22 protein-coding genes are annotated in these 13101 nt (G+C 68.7%); 7 read left to right on the top strand and 15 right to left on the bottom strand.

From position 1 onward, the window contains the following. Nucleotides 1–17: 17 nt before the first annotated feature. A complete protein-coding gene (locus ABZ883_RS04910) occupies nt 18–764 on the bottom strand; it encodes a DNA methyltransferase (protein ID WP_360901520.1) in 747 nt (248 codons plus the stop codon). 230 nt (nt 765–994) lie between these two features. Between ABZ883_RS04910 and ABZ883_RS04905 the strand changes: the two genes are divergently transcribed. After that, entirely contained in the window at nt 995–1624 is a 630-nt protein-coding gene (locus ABZ883_RS04905) for a hypothetical protein (RefSeq protein ID WP_360901517.1), read from the top strand. A 159-nt stretch (nt 1625–1783) separates the two neighbouring features. Here ABZ883_RS04905 and ABZ883_RS04900 read toward each other — a convergent pair whose 3' ends face one another. Then, the gene (locus ABZ883_RS04900; protein ID WP_360901514.1) at nt 1784–2173 is read right to left on the bottom strand and encodes a hypothetical protein; all 390 of its coding nucleotides are present in this window, start codon (nt 2171–2173) and stop codon (nt 1784–1786) included. Between the two features lie 136 nt (nt 2174–2309). Here ABZ883_RS04900 and ABZ883_RS04895 point away from each other — a divergent pair, with 136 nt between their 5' ends. Further along, on the top strand, nt 2310–2588 hold the full coding sequence (locus ABZ883_RS04895) for a hypothetical protein (RefSeq protein ID WP_360901511.1): 279 nt from the start codon (nt 2310–2312) through the stop codon (nt 2586–2588). 40 nt (nt 2589–2628) lie between these two features. Beyond that, entirely contained in the window at nt 2629–2907 is a 279-nt protein-coding gene (locus tag ABZ883_RS04890; protein WP_360901672.1) for a GIY-YIG nuclease family protein, read from the top strand. 62 nt (nt 2908–2969) lie between these two features. Here the strand turns inward: ABZ883_RS04890 and ABZ883_RS04885 are convergent, their stop codons facing one another. The 11 genes from ABZ883_RS04885 to ABZ883_RS04835 form a co-directional block, all read right to left on the bottom strand. After that, on the bottom strand, nt 2970–3200 hold the full coding sequence (locus ABZ883_RS04885; protein ID WP_360901508.1) for a hypothetical protein: 231 nt from the start codon (nt 3198–3200) through the stop codon (nt 2970–2972). Between the two features lie 43 nt (nt 3201–3243). Beyond that, the gene (locus tag ABZ883_RS04880) at nt 3244–3699 is read right to left on the bottom strand and encodes a hypothetical protein (protein ID WP_360901505.1); all 456 of its coding nucleotides are present in this window, start codon (nt 3697–3699) and stop codon (nt 3244–3246) included. Between the two features lie 56 nt (nt 3700–3755). After that, nucleotides 3756–4430 (bottom strand): hypothetical protein, encoded by a 675-nt coding sequence (locus tag ABZ883_RS04875; RefSeq protein ID WP_360901502.1) that lies wholly within the window; start codon nt 4428–4430, stop codon nt 3756–3758. A 16-nt stretch (nt 4431–4446) separates the two neighbouring features. Further along, nucleotides 4447–5058 carry a nuclease-related domain-containing protein gene (locus tag ABZ883_RS04870; RefSeq protein WP_360901499.1) on the bottom strand — a complete coding sequence of 204 codons (612 nt, stop codon included), beginning with the start codon at nt 5056–5058 and terminating at the stop codon, nt 4447–4449. After that, nucleotides 5055–5228 carry a hypothetical protein gene (locus ABZ883_RS04865; protein ID WP_360901496.1) on the bottom strand — a complete coding sequence of 58 codons (174 nt, stop codon included), beginning with the start codon at nt 5226–5228 and terminating at the stop codon, nt 5055–5057. The genes ABZ883_RS04870 and ABZ883_RS04865 overlap by 4 nt, the downstream gene beginning before the upstream one ends. An 82-nt stretch (nt 5229–5310) precedes the next feature. Next, nucleotides 5311–6036 (bottom strand): hypothetical protein, encoded by a 726-nt coding sequence (locus ABZ883_RS04860; RefSeq protein WP_360901493.1) that lies wholly within the window; start codon nt 6034–6036, stop codon nt 5311–5313. Then, nucleotides 6036–6482, bottom strand: coding sequence for a hypothetical protein (locus ABZ883_RS04855; protein ID WP_360901490.1), 447 nt, complete (start codon nt 6480–6482; stop codon nt 6036–6038). Before ABZ883_RS04855 ends, ABZ883_RS04860 begins: the two co-directional genes overlap by 1 nt. An 11-nt stretch (nt 6483–6493) precedes the next feature. Beyond that, nucleotides 6494–7108, bottom strand: coding sequence for a hypothetical protein (locus ABZ883_RS04850; RefSeq protein WP_360901487.1), 615 nt, complete (start codon nt 7106–7108; stop codon nt 6494–6496). Then, complete coding sequence (locus ABZ883_RS04845; protein WP_360901484.1) at nt 7105–8625, bottom strand: hypothetical protein; 1521 nt, start codon at nt 8623–8625, stop codon at nt 7105–7107. The genes ABZ883_RS04850 and ABZ883_RS04845 overlap by 4 nt, the downstream gene beginning before the upstream one ends. 123 nt (nt 8626–8748) lie before the next feature. After that, nucleotides 8749–8952 (bottom strand): hypothetical protein, encoded by a 204-nt coding sequence (locus ABZ883_RS04840; RefSeq protein ID WP_360901481.1) that lies wholly within the window; start codon nt 8950–8952, stop codon nt 8749–8751. Then, complete coding sequence (locus ABZ883_RS04835; protein ID WP_360901478.1) at nt 8949–9080, bottom strand: hypothetical protein; 132 nt, start codon at nt 9078–9080, stop codon at nt 8949–8951. Before ABZ883_RS04835 ends, ABZ883_RS04840 begins: the two co-directional genes overlap by 4 nt. Before the next feature lie 169 nt (nt 9081–9249). On the opposite strand from ABZ883_RS04835, the gene ABZ883_RS04830 reads away from it, so the two are divergent. The 4 genes from ABZ883_RS04830 to ABZ883_RS04815 all read left to right on the top strand — a co-directional run bounded on the left by ABZ883_RS04830 (nt 9250) and on the right by ABZ883_RS04815 (nt 11899). After that, entirely contained in the window at nt 9250–9537 is a 288-nt protein-coding gene (locus tag ABZ883_RS04830; RefSeq protein ID WP_360901475.1) for a helix-turn-helix domain-containing protein, read from the top strand. A 30-nt stretch (nt 9538–9567) separates the two neighbouring features. Then, complete coding sequence (locus ABZ883_RS04825; RefSeq protein ID WP_360901472.1) at nt 9568–10758, top strand: DUF5677 domain-containing protein; 1191 nt, start codon at nt 9568–9570, stop codon at nt 10756–10758. 199 nt (nt 10759–10957) lie between these two features. Beyond that, nucleotides 10958–11389 (top strand): hypothetical protein, encoded by a 432-nt coding sequence (locus ABZ883_RS04820; RefSeq protein ID WP_360901469.1) that lies wholly within the window; start codon nt 10958–10960, stop codon nt 11387–11389. Between the two features lie 306 nt (nt 11390–11695). Continuing rightward, on the top strand, nt 11696–11899 hold the full coding sequence (locus tag ABZ883_RS04815) for a hypothetical protein (protein WP_360901466.1): 204 nt from the start codon (nt 11696–11698) through the stop codon (nt 11897–11899). 126 nt (nt 11900–12025) lie between these two features. On the opposite strand, the gene ABZ883_RS04810 is transcribed toward ABZ883_RS04815, so the two are convergent. After that, nucleotides 12026–12253 carry a hypothetical protein gene (locus ABZ883_RS04810; protein ID WP_360901463.1) on the bottom strand — a complete coding sequence of 76 codons (228 nt, stop codon included), beginning with the start codon at nt 12251–12253 and terminating at the stop codon, nt 12026–12028. A 247-nt stretch (nt 12254–12500) separates the two neighbouring features. Continuing rightward, the gene (locus ABZ883_RS04805) at nt 12501–12998 is read right to left on the bottom strand and encodes a hypothetical protein (RefSeq protein WP_360901460.1); all 498 of its coding nucleotides are present in this window, start codon (nt 12996–12998) and stop codon (nt 12501–12503) included. Between the last annotated feature and the right edge of the window lie 103 nt (nt 12999–13101).

The raw sequence follows: 13101 nt of genomic DNA, 5'->3' as shown, positions 1-13101 counted from the left end.
GGGGCCGGTGCGGCGGCCTATGCCGCTTCGGGCAGCGGCGGGGTGGTGGCGGCCAGGCGCTCGCGGGCGATGGCGGCGTAGTGGGCGGACTCCTCGATGCCGATGAAGTTGCGGCCTTCGAGGAGGGCGGCCAGGCCGGTGGTGGCAGACCCTGCGCACCAGTCGAGGACTGTGCCGCCCTCGGGGACGATGCGCACCAGCTGGCGCATGACGTCGAGGGGTTTCTGCGTGATGTGCTGGCGGGTGTTCCCTCGGGGCTGGCTGCCGGTGTAGAGGCCGGGGAGGTAGACCGGGTTGTTGCCGGGGATCATGGCGCCGCTCGAGCCCCAAACGATGAACTCGCAGTCCTGCTTCAGCCGGCCTTTCTGGGGGCGGGCGAGGGGCTTGTTCCACACGGCGATGCCGCGCCAGGTGTAACCCGCGGCCTGGAGGGCGTCGGTGGTGGTGGGGAGCTGCCGCCAGTCGGTGAAGACGAGGGCGGCGCCGCCGGGGCGGACGATGCGGTGGGTGTGGGCGAGGACCTGCGAGAGCCAGAACGCGTAGGCGCGCTGGTCCCGGTTTTCGCCGGCGAAGTCCGCGAGGTCGGGTACGGCGTGGCGGCCGCCTTCGGACAGGTACTTGCCGCGCGCGGTGCGGGTGGTGCGTTCCGTGGTCGTGCGGCCACCGGAGTTGTAGGGCGGGTCGCAGATGACGGCGTCGACCTGGGCGGTGAGGGTGGGCAGGATCGTCAGGGCGTCGCCGTGGTGGAGCTCCCAGCTGGGCATGGTGTTTCCCCCTTCGCGTGCGGCCGCGTGCGCCTGGTGGCGAGCGGGTCGGTGCACGTCGTGCTGGAGCATGGGGTGCTCGAGACGCTCCGGTGTTGGAGGAATGTTCGACACGCTGCGGGCAGTCACCCGGTCGGCGGGCAGCGGCGTAGCAGGATGGGTAGCAGTTGAGGCCCATCCCTCAAGCCGGACCCTCCCGCTTCCCCGCGGCGCAGGAATACGGTGCCCCCATGACTGATGAGGTCTCAAGGTTCCACAACATCACAGCACTCAGCCTCTACATAGACACGCACATCATCGACGCTCCTGATGAGGCGGCCGTGTTCTTGAGGCGTCTCATGAAAGAGGGCTGGATCAGCTTGTCCAGGACCGACGTGATGGGCACAGAACTTGCGAGGGCGCCCGACGAGAAGCGGGCTGACCTAGCTGAGGCCAGTGCGAGCTATCCGGAGTCCTACGGACCGATGGTCTGGAACCAATCCCGTTGGGGCTCATCGGTCTGGGGCAGTGAAGAGGACCATAGCCGCCTGAACGACACCTTTGCGATCTTGTTCCCGAACGTGAATCGCGCGACGGCTCGGGGCAACCACCTGCGCGACGTCATGCACGTGTCCACTGCGATCCGCTACGGAGGGTTCGGTTTTGTGACCCGTGAGCGTCGGCTTCTGAACAAGGCGGAACAGATCGCAGAACGCTTCCACAGCTTCCAGATACTGTCCCCGGAACAGGCGAACAGCGAGGCCATGGCACGGGTCCGGGGAGTGCGGGAGCTGCACCGGCTCGAGCCTCATCGGGGTTCGTTGCCCTCATGGCCAGTCGAGTCCGACGTTCCGTCCGGCTCGGCGGAGACGACGCAGTAGGATGGAACTTCCTGTCCCTCGGGATCGGGTTCTGGACCGGCGTGGGTTTCGCAGCGGCCTTCGGGCCGAGAGCTTCGGCTCGGCCCCGCCGGTCTTTTGTTGTCTTGGGCGTGAGGAGGCCCCCCGGCTGGCTGCCGGGGGGCCTCCTTTGTGGGCGGATCAGGCGTCCGGGTTGGGGTCCTGGTATCCGTTGCGGGCGGCCATCAGGAGGTCGCCGAGGTGGCCCTCACCGGCCATGAGCTGGAGCATCGCGGCGTCTGCGCGGTGCGCCTCGTGGCTGGCGGCGTAGGCGACGGTGAGTTCGCAGCCCGCGATCCAGTAGAGGGCGACCGTGGTGGCCGTCGCCATATCGTGCTGGCTGATCGGCTCCTCGTCGAGGATCTTGTACGCCTGGATGACGGCGGGGAGGAGGTCGGCATAGAGGCCAACCTGCTGGACCGGGAGCTCGATCGGGATAGGGAGGGCCTTGAAGGCCTTGTGGATCCCGAGGTAGTAGCGGACGAGGCGGTCCATCAGGCGCTCGGTCCAGAAGTCGTTCTCGTCGGACATGGGGTCCGTCCTTTCGGTGGGGTTCTTGGTTCGGGGTTCGCAGCCCCTCGCCTTCTGACATTCAAAGCATAGCAACCTCATGTTGCAACTTCAAGGTGCATTTGAAAGTTGCAACGCCATGTGTCACTATCGAGGCATGGCAGCAACACAGGCACAGCAAGAAACGGCCCGCGAACGCCTCGCTCTGCTCAGCGCGGACTACGTCGAGGCCGAGAAGGCCCTCGAGACAGCCCGCGCCGCCCTCAACGCCGGAATAGTCGATGTCCTCACGGAACGCACTCTCGGGCCGTCCGAGGTGACCCGCCTAGTGCCCTACGAGCGACAGCACGTCGGCCGCATCGCCAAGGCCGCAGGCGTTCCACCACTACGCGACCGCACCGTGGTCAGCGCGAAGCAACCGCCAACAGACGTGTAGGGATGGCGAGTTGTCCGAGCACATTTTCCGGCGCACCAGCGTGTACCGCTGCTACGACGCCGCCGACACCTTGCTGTATGTCGGCTGCTCCATTGATCCCGACCGCCGACTTCACGAGCACCGACGCAAGGATTGGTGGCCCCAGGTCACCAGGAGCGAAGTCGAATGGTTCGACCGCCCCTACGACGCGGCCCTCCGGGAATGGCAGGTCTCTCAGACTGAGAACCCGCTTCACGGAACCCCGATTTCGTATATCGGAATCAGAGGGGCTCCTGGCGGGCCCCCGCTGAACAAGCCCGGCTGGTCTCGGAAGTCATAACGCCAGCGGCCCGGGACCCCCTCGGCGGGGTTCCGGGCCGCTGTGCTGCGCCGTGGTGCGGGTCAGGCGAGGCGGAAGTCCTCGAGCCGGTGGCCGGCGCCCACGCGGGCCGTCAGCCGCTTGCCCGGGAGCTCCTTCGGATCGAGGCCGACGGCGGCCGCAACCTCGGCGGCCGGGTACCGCTCGGGGGTGTCGGCGTCAGGGGCGTCGGCCGCGATCTCGGCCTGGTCGCCGAAGAGCAGCAGCACGCGGACTCGGACGCGGTCGTCGTCGGGAGTGATGTTCGCGGTCATGGGTGGATCCTCTCGCTTCGGTACAGCTTGGGGGAATTGTGTGTTAGCTCAGGGAACGTTCAAGGGCCGTGTGATCGGTGGCTGCGACATGGAGCATCGCGGCCTCAATGGCCCACCGTTCCGCATCGTGCAGCCCGGTCATGTCGCATCCGGGGCGATGGCATGTCCAGCTCCAACGCTGGTCGCCGTCGGGGGTATCCGGCAGACGCTCAAAGTCGAGGTCATGAGCCGCGAGGGTGGGGCTGTCGTCAGGTGGGCAGCAGCGGCAGGCTGAGATGAGGACCCGTTGCGCGACGGGCCGGTAGTCCACTGTGTGCATGTCGGGGACGATCGCGAGGCCCATGGCACTTCGGCCCGACTTGACGCCGGGGCAAGCAGCCGCCGCTGCGAGATACGCCTGTGCCAGGGAACGCATCGTCCAGTAGAGCCGGAGCCCAGGCGTCTGCTCGTGGTGGCCATTCCACTCCGCCTTCGGGCAGATGAAGCTGTAGCGCCGCACCGTCGGACGCATTTGCCACCGGCGAGCTGGCAGTCTTGTCGCACTCATACGGGGCCTCACGCTCCGGGCACGGCGACGGGGTTGTCGCCGAGGTAGCCGAGGCGGGTGTCAACGCGGGCCTCGGCCTCGCGTTGGCGGCCTGCGTGGGCCTGTTCGGCCTCCCAGCCAGTCTTGGTCTTGCAGCGGCTGCCGGGCTGGGCCTCGCAGCGTTCGCAGGGGATGGCCAGGACCTCCGTCGCGACCGCGGCGTCCCGCTCCCGTTGGCGGCGCGCGCGGGTGGACTTGGACTCCCATGAGGCGAGGACGGATCGGGGGACACCTTCCATCGCTTCGGGGTACGTGGTCTTCGGCTCGGGGTCGAACTCGACATTGGCCAGGGTGAGCAGCTGCCACTGGGTGGGGATGACGGCGGGGCCGCCGAAGTCCTCGCGGTCGGTGTTGAGCGCGGCTGCGCCCCAGGGGTCGTTGCTGTTGCGGAACCTGCGGGACAACGGGACGTCGCCGTCGACGATGCGCGCCAGGTGCGCCATGCGCTGGGCGTGCTCGTTGACGCCCTTGGCGCTGGTCATGAGGGCCTCGATCGTGGCCTCGAGTTCGACTGGCGTTGCCGGGTCCTCTGCGGCGAGGGCCAGTTCGCGCAGCCGGAGGACGACGGCCGAGAGGTGCACGGCGAGTTCGTCGATGGTGATGCGCGGCCCGTTGTGCAGGTGGGCGGTTTCGGGTGCGGGCATGTGCACTCCTGTGCGGTCAGTGGGTGCGGGTGTACGCGGGGAACTCGCGAGCGGCTCGGAGGGACAACGAACGTGCGGGGCCAGGAGCGCGGCGCGTCTTGGCGGCGCGCTCCTCCAGGAGCGGCACCAGTTCGCCGACCGGGATGATCAGGACGCCGTCGACCGTGAGCCGGCCTCCGGTCACGGGAGCGCCGTAGATCGCGATGACGGGCCGGACGGGGACGCCCAGGGCCTCTTCGACGCGGTGGGCCGTACGGATCGCTGTGGTGACGGAGCGGTGCCGGTCGGCGGTCCCGTGGACCAGGCGGCCGTGTCGAGTGACGGACACCTCGTTCTGGGCCGACCACCACTTGGTGTCGATGACGTAGGCGCCCAGGCCGTCCGGGGTGATGAGCAGGTGGTCGATGTTCGCGCCGCTGCGCGGGATGGCTCGGTCGTGGTGGATGTGCCAGCCTAGGGCGGTCATCGGCTGGAGCAGGGCGGCCGTGAGACGTTCGCCCCTGGCGCCGATGTCCCAGCTGGTGTCGCCGAGTTCGAGCCAGCCGAGGCTGGACAGGAAACGTCGCCACCAGGGCGCGGCCGCGCGGATCTCGGCGGCGTGGTCGGCGGCCGACTGGCCGGCGGTCACCGCTGGCCCTCGGACTGGTCGGCGGGAAGGCCGACCCGCTCGCGCGTCGCGGCATTCGACAGGTCGACGAACTCGGAGCGCTGCTGCGGACTCCAGTCCCGGGGGTCGCTGCCGTGCTGGTCGACGTACTTGCGAAGGGCGGTCGCAGCGGGGGTCTTGTTCTTGGCCATGATGGTGGTGCCTGTCTCCTGAGGGTGATGGGTGTCCCGGGGCGGCCGCCACGCCTGGCAGCTACCGCGTCCGCCCCGGGGGCTACTTGCGGCTGATGATCGTCCGGTGGGGGTTGTCGGGGTCCTCCTCGAAGGTCATCCACTCCCCGCCGACGAGCCGCGAGGTGTTGCCGGTGTTGTTGTTGCCGGGCTGACCTGCGACAACATCACCGTCAGGGGCGGTCTCCTGGTCCGGGGGAGGGGCGGGTGGGATGTCCCGGCGGTGGACGCCCTCACGCACGCCCACCCCGGGGGCCCTCACGCCGGCCCGTACGCGGATACCCACGCGGGCCAGTTGGGCCCGCACGTCGCGGGTCTCCCAGGCCCTCCCCGTGACCCCGGACAGGGCCTTGGCGAGGGCCGCGAGGTGGACTCCCCCGGAGGGGCCGAGGAGCGCCCGCAGGTACTCCCCCAGTTCGTCGTGGGAGAGGTCTGGCAGGGGGGCCGGCTGCTGCTCCCCCGCGGGCTGCTCGGGCTGCTCCCCGCTGCTCTCCCCCGGGCCCTTGGCCTGATCTCCGGTGGGGGCGGCCTTGCCGCGGCGGAGCTTGGACAGGTCGGGCAGGGGCTCTCGCAGGCCGAGGACGATCGCCGTGAGGATCCAGGCAACGGCGCTGGCGCCAACGATGTGGCCGGTGAACGGGAGGCCGTTGACGACCAGGGTGAGGACGACCACTCCCCCGATGCGCGGCAGCGGCGCAGTGAATGCCCAGTCCCAGAAGGCCGCGGCCATCCGGCTGGAGCCCTGCCAGATCGCGATCCAGATGCGCATCAGCCGCTCCCGAACATCATCAGGACGCCTGCGGCGAGGTCGACGGGGATGTTCCAGATGGTGTCGGTCCCGGCGAGGGGCCAGACGCAGGCGGAGGCGATGCCGAGGATCGCCCCGAACAGCGGGGTCATCTTGGCGCAGAGCATGATGATCAGGAGCAGAAGCGAGGCGCTGGCGACGGTGACGTTGCCGAAAGGGTGGTGGCCGCCGCCCACGCCGATCCCTGCGAGGCCCTGCTCCGTGAGGCGTTGCGGGTTGGCCCACATCTGGCCAGCCGCGTTGAAGGCCGTCCCCGCCAGGAATCCGAAGATCAGAGCGGGGTTTTCCTTGAGCTTGACCCTGCCCTTCCCGCGGACGGCGAGGATCAGGAAGACCGCCATGCACAGGGCGAGGCCGCCGGCGCCGAGTGCGCCGAAGGCGGCATTGCTGCCGGATGCGATGTACACGAGGGGTCCTTTCAGCGGGGTCCGTGCAGCGCAAGCGCGAGGGCGGCGGTGCACACGGGAATGCGGGCGACCCAGTTCACGACCGGGTACAGCGGCTCGGGGATGCGCATCCCGCGGATGACCGCGGCGATGACGAACGTGACGATGACGAGGCCGATAGCTGTGCCCAGGCCGGCGCGGCCGGGGGCGTCGGCCGCGTGGCGCATGGCCTCTTCCAGGCCGAGCCACCAGCCGACGAACGCACAAGAGCCGTGGTAGGCGGCCCACATGGGGTTCACTCGGCGCCGGTCGTGCCGGGCGGCCGGCTGCTGGGCAGCCGGTTGGGAGATGACGATCTGGGAGGCGCGGCCGTCCTGGTCGATCGTCACGGTCGTAGGCACAGCAGGCTGCTCCTCGGTCTGCTCGCTGCGGCGGTTGAGGGAGTACCAACGCACCGGCCCCTCCCCCTGCGCCGCGGTCTCCTTGGCCGGTGGCGCTTGGTCGTCCTCGTAGAGGCGGTCGAACCAGTCCCGCTCCCGCTCCGGCTTCTCGGTGGGCTGCTCCGCCGGGGCGGTGGGCGTCGTCCCCAGGCCGCGGCGGCACAGCCACCGGCGGATGCCGAGCTCGTCCTCGCCGGGCGCGCTCATTGCTGCTCCTTCGCCTTCGTGATGAGGCGCTGGAGGCGTTGCGCGCGGGCCTGGCCGATGCGGAGTTCGCGCTGCAGGATGCGCAGCGTCGCGCCGCGGGATGCGTTGCGGCCGCCGCCGGCGCGGATGGCGTCGTCGAGGCGGAGCGCCTCCTCGAGTAGCTCGTCGGTCTCGTCGACGGCGTCCTCGTTGGCCGGGCACGCATCCGCATCTGGGTCCGGCGCATCCGCATCTGGGTCCGGCGCATCCGCATCCGGCTGCGCACCTGTCTCGGCCGCCAGTGCATCCGGCTGCGCATCCTCGACGGTCGTGGTGGCGGGGATGCGGGCGTGGACAGCGGCAGCACGGCTGGGCGCCGCGACGGCGGCCGCGACGACGGCGGGATGCGGGTCGGGCATCGGTGCCAGGTCGAGGAGGAGCGTCTCCCTCGCATCCCCCGGGTCGGGTGCGGGCGGGTTGCCGAGGCCGAGAGCGATGCGCACCTGCGCCTCGGACACGACGACTCCGGCTGCGGTGCACAGGGATGCGACCTCGCCCAGGCTTGCGTGCGGGTGCGCGGCCGCGACCGTACGGACGGCGTCTATCGGCTGCATCCGGGTCAGGGCCTGGTGGGCGAGTGCGCGCACCGTGGCGGGCCGGGCGGGGCCGGGCTGTGCCCAGGGCGAGGTGACCGGCATGGTCGCGAGCTCGTCGGCAGTGCGGCGGGCGGCGAGCTGCGCGAGCAGCTGCTGGCGCTGCTCCGGGTCCTGGCCGACCTGTGCACGGGCGACCGCGGCCGCCAGGCGCCGGCGGGTGAATCCGGCGAAACGGCGGGTGTGCTCGAGGCGGGCGGCGAGCCGTACGGCCGCGGCGGTGGCGCGGTCGCGGCTGATCTGCTCTGCGTCGCGGCCGCGGACGGCGAGGCCGAGGCGGGAGAGCAGGCGCTCGCGGAGCTCGCGGAGGATGACCGCGGGGAGGCTGGCCGACAGGGCGCCGGGCTTGGCGTGCCAGAGGTCCAGGCCGAGGGCGAGGTGGCAGAGCACTGCGGCGAGGACCGGGCCGACGAATGCACGAACGGTGCCGCCCCAGATGTCCGTAGTCTCGGTGTACGCGGGGATGACCTGGACCATGGTGATGACCCAGACCAGGATCCCGGGCGCGCCAGGAGTCGCCCGGGTGCGCAGGTTGCGCTGCGCCATGAGTGCGCAGGCGAGCAGCGCGAGCTCGGCAGCGCCGAACAGGAAGATGCGCTCGCGGAAGCTGTGCATTCCGAGGTGATCCTCGGCGAAGCGCCAGCTCGTGTCGCCGCTATAAGCGGTGCACCCGGCGGCCGCCATCGCGGCGACCAGGATGGCGGCCGGAGTGCGGTCCCGGGAGTCGGTCGGCTGCGCATCCGGGTGCACGGACTGCGCAGCCTGGGCGCGCACCCGGCGCATCCGGCGCCAGCCGTCCACGAAGCCAACGAGCAGCGTGACGGCGAGCAGGATGGCGGCTGTACGCACCGGGTGCTCGTGGGTCCAGCCGAGCGGGCTGTGCACCGGGTCCTCCTGGTCGTGCGTGAGGGTGGATGGCCGTGCCCGCGACGGAGGTGCGGGCACGGCCGGCATGAGGGCGTGCAGCCTGCGGCAGCAGTCAGGCGACGGCGGATGCGCCGGTGCCGCTCACCAGCGGTCGCCTCGAATTTCGGCGCGCGCTTCGGTGGCCTCTCGCGACGCGTGGGCCTCGACGCTCAGCTCATCCCAGGCGCGTCGGGCGTCAGGGTGCTGGGCGGCGGCGTAGTCGACTGCGACGGAGCCGAGGAGCTGCGCCGCGGTGGCATGCGCGTCCTCCGCGACCGAGGTTGCGGGCCGCTGCTCGGCGGTCACGACGCGCGCCCAGTGGGCTTGCGGGGACCGGGGATGGGGATGCGGGGGACGACCGGGCCGGGACGCCAGTTGTCGTCGTCCGCGTGACTGCTGGGCTGCCAGGGGCAGGCGCCATTACGCTCGTGCATTGGATCTCCGTGTGCTTGACGGTCTGCGGAGACCGGCCCTCGTCCCGATTGCTTGCCGGCGCCGGGACGAGGGCCGACTTGTTGGTGAGCAGGGGCAAGCTGCTCAGTGTCGAGCGTACGGGATACCCCGTACACTGGCAACGCGGCCTGCCCAAAGAAGGGACAGGGCATGGAGGAGGAGGTGCAGCGCGTGTTTGACGCTCTCGCAGGTCTCTCCGAGATCAGCGACCCAAAGACGCGCGCGCTCGCTGTCGCGAGGGTGCTGAAGGAATGGCCCGACCGCAGCAAGGCGCTGCGAGAAGTGCGGCGCCAGGCCGTGTTGGAGCTACTCGCACCCGACGATGCCTCTGTCCGCAAGGTCGCCAAGGAACTCGGGGTCTCGCCGACCACAGTGCAGGACATTGCCGCGGGCTACTCACGGTCGGGGAAGGACCGGCCAAAGAAGAGCGAGCACTGAACGCGGCTCGGATTACAGCAAGGGGGGCACATGGAGATCTTTAGCCGGGTAGACCTTTCCGTCGCACCGTCCAAGCGATTTGGCATATCGATCGCGGGAGAGCTTGAAGAGAACTTGCGCTTCAAACTAGAAGCGCTGAGGCCGCTCACCGAAGAAGTGAGCAAACTACTCTTCTACACATCCCGGCGATTCTGGGCAAGCATCGAGAACGAAGCTTGCTCCATCATCTTCAATCACGCGGTGAACGACTTCGACTCCCTTCTGCCGCTCCTATGGAATGGAGACGGGCGGAACGCCGCCCGCGCCGCTCGATCACTGTACGAGCACCTCATCAATTACTGTTGGGTGGCCGCGCACGACGAAGGACGCGACCGCTATTTGGCCCACGAGGCAGTAACGCTTGACCTGATTTCCAAAATGCGCCGAGGGGCAATGCTCCTCAAGAAGGTCGCACAAAAGAGGGAACTTCATCGGCTCAGGCGAATGGGTAGGGATAATCGCGCTCGCTACAACGCAGCACGTGAAGCGTACGGCGATGCCTTCCAGCGCGATTGGGCCGGAACCACACTGAAGAGTCGAGCCGAACTTTGCGGGTTTGACGCCGGATACGATGCCTACCGACTGCTTTCCCAAGTCACACACGGAAGTTACGGCGGGACCCTTGGCACCCAGCGCCCCGTAGACGGGAAGCCTGTACACCGCATAGGTCCCTCCCTTGAGCTGGCAGCACTTTCATTTCTTGAAGGGTTGTCTTTCTTCAGGGATTTGTGTCGAAGAATCCACGCTGTAAGCGATATCGACACCCGTGAACTGGTTGATGCACTCAACGCCTTGATTGCGAAATGGCCGGAATATCGCGAAGCGTGTGAGTGGGTCGATAAAAATCTGTGGCCCGAAGCACCCCCAGGAAAGCCCCTTACGGTAATGGCGCTCTACCCAAATGGTGGGACCCGATGGTTTGTTTGGGAGCGGCCACTAGGGATCATCTCTCCCATCGACCCCCCAACGGACTCCAAGGCATGGGAAGAAAAGATAAAGGCTCAGATAGATTTCGTCCCCGACGGATCCTTCGTTGGAGATGAAGCAGGGCGACCTATCACCATCGTCGTCGAAGGCGTGCTTGGGGTCGTGAACGCTGCAGCAAAGTGGTATCCGGCGGAGGCCGTCATGTTGAGTAACGAGAAGACCCAGGATCTGGGCGAAGCCTTCGCGCCGCTCTGACCGGAGGAGATCCGGGAGCCGGTCGCTCGTAGGAGAGGCAGTCTGGGTAGGCTGCTTGCCATACCCGCGTCGCTTCGCATGGACGCACGGAGGGCCCTGTCGAGAAGGCAGGGCCCTCTTTCGTTGGTCGCCGCGCTGCGAGTCAGTCCCTCGTTCGTAGACTGGCTGGCGCCCCACCAGCGCCGCCAGGAGGTCCCCCATGCGCCCCACTCGGTTCGAGACGTTCGCCATCGACACGGTCCGGCAGGCCGGGCACCCGCTGGTCAGCAAGGTCCTCACGCTCAAGGAGGCCGGCGGCAACCAGCCGTTTGGCCTCGAGGTCGCGTTCACGACCGGCACGGCGCTGCGCTGGCAGGTCATCGGCGAGTCGGCGCCGGGCGACAAGTACGACCAGGCCGAGGTGCCGGTCGAGGGCGAAGCGCCGATCGCGCCCCTCGTCGGGGCCGACCTGGCGGGGCGGCCGGACAGGGCATCAGGGGAGGCCTGGCTCGCGCAGCTGCTCTCGGCGGCCGGCTCGAGGGAGCTGGCGTCGGTGAAGGAGTGGTCGAAGCGCGAGGAGGCCAAGGAGGGGCATCACGGGCTGACGCTGCGGTTCCACTCCGGAGCGAAGGTGTACGTCCGCGCGGTCTGACACGCGACGGCCCCCGCCACATCGTTGTGGCGGGGGCCGTTCCCAATGGCGCGAGTGCCTGGCGGGTTCCGGACCGTGGCCCTCGGGCTCGCACCCCCGAGTCTGCCCGGTCTCGATTACAGGCGCACGCGAAGGGCGCTCAATGGGTGACGCACGGTATCCGGCGCGGCCCCCATGTGGAGGATCAGGGGCCGCGCCGGACCTCTTCCCGGACGGCCCTGCCCCAAGAGCGCCGAGGCTGCCGACACGTGGGCAGGACCACATTTCCAGGATGCGCCCCCATTCGCCCCGGGTCATCCTGAGCGAATGGACCCCCGCGTGATCGTGATGCCCGTATCGCCGAGCGGCGGCCGGCAGGTACGCGTGGATGAAAAGATCCTCGGCGTCGCCTTCAACTCGGCCGATCTGCTGGAGTTCCTGCGCCGCGCCGGTCTCGACACCGACACGGTCGACGTCACCGACCCGGAGCTCGTCGACTGGCGCGAGGGCGGCCCCGAATCCTGGGCGTGAGCAGCCCCGCCCGAGGTGCGTGCGCGGTGTACGAGCGGGGCTGCTCCTCAAGGGTGCGTGCTCGCCCAGCCGCGTGCATCCTGATTCGGCGCCGGATCTGGATCCGATCAACGCGGACCGCTGGACTCAGGTGCTCAGATTGGCCATCAAGCGGACTGCGGCCTTGTCACTTGCGTGGCCCTCGAGCGCGGCCCACTCAGCGACGTCGAAGGGCCAGCCGGTGTCCTTGTAGGCGATCACGACGTGGCGGCCATCCTGCCGAACCCAGTGCCGCTCGTCGCCAGGACCGGTGCCGGCGACAACAACAGCTGCGGCTGAGGCGGCCGTACGGCACTTGAGACGGGTCTTCGGCATGATCAGTGCTCCTGTGGTGCTGGACACGCGCCGGGCTTCCCGGAGCCTAACCGCGGGCACCGTCATGCGCACGGCGGCCACCGGCCCCCGACCGCCCCTGCGCCGTCCTGACTGCCTGGGGTGTGCGCCGCCGGCATGCGCGCTCTGGTCCAGCTACAGCGGCCGAAAGCAGGGCATCACGGGCTGACGCTGCGCTTCCACTCCGGGGCGAAGGTGCACGTCCGCGCGGTCTAACGGCTGGCCCCGCTCATGGCGATGCCGTTGACTTCTCATGGCTCCGGGTCAGGCGAGGTTCCCACCAGCCCATGAGGTCTGTCATTACCGCAGAGAGATCTTGGACCAGGTCGTTGAGATCGCTGATTGAGAGCGGTGCGAACCGCGGTGCCTCGTTGCCACGCGTGAAGCGCAGAGTCTGCTTTGCCGACGCGTCGGGATCGCTCGCGTCCATAAGCCACGCGCCGTGGACATAAGCGTTGCGCCGGTCAAAGGCAGCTGAGCAGCGTTTCATGAGGTCTTTGAGTACATCGAGCTCTTGCGGGGTCACATCAGCTCGGACCCGGGCCACGCCCTCGATCAGGTTCCTCACCTTGCTGGTGTTCTCGCCGTTGATCCAGAACGCGGTGTAGGGGCTTTCGCAGAGGTCGCGCGCGACTATCTGGAGTCGTAGCTCCAGCTCGGCCGCGGTGCGAACCATCAGGCCAAGGAGTGCGTACAACTCCATATCGGTGTGATCGCCTTCGTTCATCGGGTAAGTGTTCCAAGCCGTCCCCGATCGCGGAACTGATTTCGCCAGCCGAAGGTCGAGTTGTGATCACTAGGCCGGAGCAAGCTGCCGTGCGCCAGGGCGC

Source organism: Streptomyces sp. NPDC046977, from assembly GCF_040644455.1.
Taxonomy (GTDB): Bacteria; Actinomycetota; Actinomycetes; order Streptomycetales; family Streptomycetaceae; genus Actinacidiphila.
The sequence above is the reverse complement of the archived record's forward strand: the minus strand, read 5'-3'. Positions and strand labels throughout refer to the sequence as shown.